This window comes from Porphyromonas sp. COT-290 OH3588, from assembly GCF_000769075.1.
In the GTDB taxonomy this organism is placed as follows: domain Bacteria; phylum Bacteroidota; class Bacteroidia; order Bacteroidales; family Porphyromonadaceae; genus Porphyromonas.
In genome coordinates this window covers 1-2,597 of the sequence record NZ_JRFC01000027.1, presented here as the reverse complement: position 1 = coordinate 2,597, position 2,597 = coordinate 1, and the positions used below count along the sequence as shown (strand labels likewise).

Genomic DNA, 2,597 nt, shown 5'->3' with positions numbered 1-2,597 from the left:
ATAGGGGGATAGTATTCAAGGCTCCCCAAGCCGCTCAAACACGCAAAAAACACCGAGAAAGATACAAGAACCTTTGAGCGGCGCATTGCGCAATAGTCTCATATAGGTCGCTTCTGCGACCTATATACGCACTCATATACGCTTGCCAATACCTTATACTGGAAATCTATTTTTATCGCCCTCTGCCAGCTAAAAAGTGCCTTTTAGAGCATTCTAAGTATATCTTCGGTTCTCTTATCCCTCCTCCCAGCGAAAAACTTATCTAAAAGTCGTGAGAAATCACCGTAAGGCTCGACTATATCAAAGAGGCTTATTGAGGAATGGAGCTTGAGGGCGTCTACTCCTCCAAATATCCGCTCTGGCTTACACTCTTCTAATCCTAGCAATATCTTAGTAAGCTCTCGTAACCCAGAACCTAGAACGGGGTGGGCGAGATATGCCTTTGCCTCTTCGAGCGAGTTAATCGCATAATACTTGGAGTTCTCGCTATATCCCAAACCTTTAATCTGAGGGAAAGTGTACCACATCCAGTGGCTACGCTTTCTCCCCTCTTTCAGTTCTTTTTTAACGAGACCAAAGCTAAACTCTTGGGCTTGTAAGAAGCGACCGAGATTGTACTCTTTCTTAAGACTGTAATCATATTTCATAACCTTATTCTTTAGTAGTTGTGCATAAAGATACTACGTAAAAAGTAAGGGTCAAGAAGAGCAAGGACTAGGTTTGTAAAAAGTTAAGGCTTGATAAGAGAGGAAAGAGGGTAAAAAGTTAAAAGATTTCGAACGGGAGGTTTTTTCTCTTGGTAGCTGTCTATGCCCAGAGTCAAAACTAGCGAGAAAATAGCTAACTTGCTGTGTGTCTTCACCCCGGGAAATTTGAATTTTGCGCCCCTATTTGCGCCCCTCCTGCAAAAGAGAAACTCCGAAACCCTTTATTTATAAGGACTTCGGAGCTTCGTTTGAGGTTCCTGGCGGATTCGAACCGCCGTAAACGGTTTTGCAGACCGGTGCCTAACCACTCGGCCAAGGAACCTTATTTTGAGTGAGTCGCCTGGGGTTCGAACCCAGGACCCCATCCTTAAAAGGGATGTGCTCTACCGACTGAGCTAGCGACTCTACCCTAAGCAATCGTCAATACTTGATCTCGAATTGCGATGCAAAGATAGGAAAAGAAACCGAATAATACAAGCAATTTGACCAACTAAACCCTCATTTAATCTCATCTGTACTGATAAAGAGCTGATGACAAAAACTTTAATATTGACACAAAATCTCTACCAGCAAGCATCAACAATGAGATATGAAAAACTTACCCCAACCTCTACGACCTATATCGTAGAGGTTGGGGCAAGTGTGTAGCTATTTATACTACTAAGCCGATGAACTTAGACTAGCAGAGCTTCCATCTCAGCCGCCTTCTCCTCTAGGCACTGCAGATAGCGGAACTGTGCCAGACTTCTCTGTAGGTTGTGTTCTGGGTGATGCACCTTGAAGTAGGTATCTCCGTTGATGTAGTCTGCCAAGAAGCGCACGGTCTGCATGTAAGTCATTAGGCGACCACCATAGGCAATCAGACTACGCTCCGTTTCGTTGAGGAACTTGCCTGCGGTAGAGAGATAGCCCTCGACGAATGCCTTATAGATCTCCATATTCACACCGATCTTGCTTAGATCTACCTCATCTTCTGGAGCTAGATTAACGCCCGTACGAATAAAATCACCCACATCACTGAGTATGAATCCCGGCATCACCGTATCCCAATCGACTACACAGAGCACACGCCCACTCTTGTCGAAAAGTACATTGTCCACTTTAGTATCACAATGAATCGTACGCTTAGGTAGCTTACCCTCGGCATATAGTCGATCTTGTAGCAGCATATCTTCACTACGCTTCTCTAGCTCTGCCACCAAATCTTTGACCTTAGCTGCTCGCCCTACGGGATCGGCAGAGATGCCCTCACGCAACTGCTGCAAACGGAAAGACATGCTGTGGAAGTCTACAATCGTATCGCCAAGCACACCCTCTGGGATATCGGAGAGCATCTCCTCAAACTGCCCGAAGGCTTCGCCTGCATAGCGAGCAGACTCACAAGATAGCTCCGAGAGGCTCATGCTATCGGGGATGAATGTACATAGACGCCAGTAGTTCTCGCCATCGAAGTAATAGTTGCATTCAGGATTGCTCTTCAGGGGCAAGAAGTTGAGATACTTACGCTCCACATCGGGATCTCCAGCCTCTGTAAGCTTACGGCGAATAGTATCGGCGACAATAGCTACATTGCGCTGCAGAACCTCTACACGAGGGAAAACGTGGTGGTTGATACGTTGTAGCACCCAACGATCTAAGCCTTGGGCATCCGCTACTGCATAAGTATCGTTGATGTGACCATTACCAAAGGTTCTAACGCCACCGTACTGATCACAGTCGATAAATTGACAGACTATATCCTTCATCATTATGAGTATGATAATTTATAATGTGGCACAAATATAATATAATTGAGACCGTTGCACGGCATTTTGCCTGTTTTCGGTTAGAAACGTTGTATATATCTCTGATTATTACTATCTTTAATATGTAATTAACTGTATCGACATG

At 44.9% G+C, this 2,597-nt stretch carries 2 protein-coding genes and 2 tRNA genes; all 4 read right to left on the bottom strand.

Translation table 11 applies throughout. From position 1 onward, the window contains the following. Window positions 1-203: 203 nt before the first annotated feature. The 4 genes from HQ48_RS06840 to HQ48_RS06825 all read right to left on the bottom strand — a co-directional run bounded on the left by HQ48_RS06840 (window position 204) and on the right by HQ48_RS06825 (window position 2,452). Window positions 204-647 carry a DUF1810 domain-containing protein gene (locus HQ48_RS06840; RefSeq protein WP_044232687.1) on the bottom strand — a complete coding sequence of 148 codons (444 nt, stop codon included), beginning with the start codon at window positions 645-647 and terminating at the stop codon, window positions 204-206. A gap of 311 nt (window positions 648-958) precedes the next feature. Continuing rightward, window positions 959-1,029 (bottom strand) — tRNA-Cys (locus HQ48_RS06835). Between the two features lie 10 nt (window positions 1,030-1,039). Beyond that, window positions 1,040-1,112, bottom strand: a tRNA-Lys gene (locus HQ48_RS06830). Between the two features lie 269 nt (window positions 1,113-1,381). Beyond that, window positions 1,382-2,452: a phosphotransferase enzyme family protein gene (locus HQ48_RS06825; protein ID WP_152568343.1), complete on the bottom strand. Its 1,071-nt coding sequence runs from the start codon at window positions 2,450-2,452 to the stop codon at window positions 1,382-1,384. Between the last annotated feature and the right edge of the window lie 145 nt (window positions 2,453-2,597).

What these genes read in the sequence shown, in the direction of transcription:
- HQ48_RS06825 (WP_152568343.1), bottom strand. Translation starts at nt 2,452, where the DNA reads ATGAAGGATATAGTCTGTCAATTTATCGACTGTGATCAGTACGGTGGC.
- HQ48_RS06840 (WP_044232687.1), bottom strand. Translation starts at nt 647, where the DNA reads ATGAAATATGATTACAGTCTTAAGAAAGAGTACAATCTCGGTCGCTTC.